Raw genomic sequence first — 212 nt, 5'->3', positions numbered from 1 at the left:
GATGCGTGGCGAGCCGTAAACGGCATCGCCCGGTCGGCGGGCTTGAACCTCGCCGTCCAGCATGGACAGCGAGAACGCATTGCAAATGAAGATTTTCATCAGTATCTCCGAAAAAGCCCGCCCCAGCGCGGGGCGGGAAAATCACCAAGGAGGTTTGGCCTGCTGCCTCGCCGGGTCTTCGGATTTCCTGGCTTCGGGGTGCCGAAGGGGTG

The sequence above is a fragment of the Candidatus Accumulibacter vicinus genome, from assembly GCF_000584955.1.
GTDB lineage: Bacteria > Pseudomonadota > Gammaproteobacteria > Burkholderiales > Rhodocyclaceae > Accumulibacter > Accumulibacter vicinus.
The sequence above is the reverse complement of the archived record's forward strand: the minus strand, read 5'-3'. Positions refer to the sequence as shown.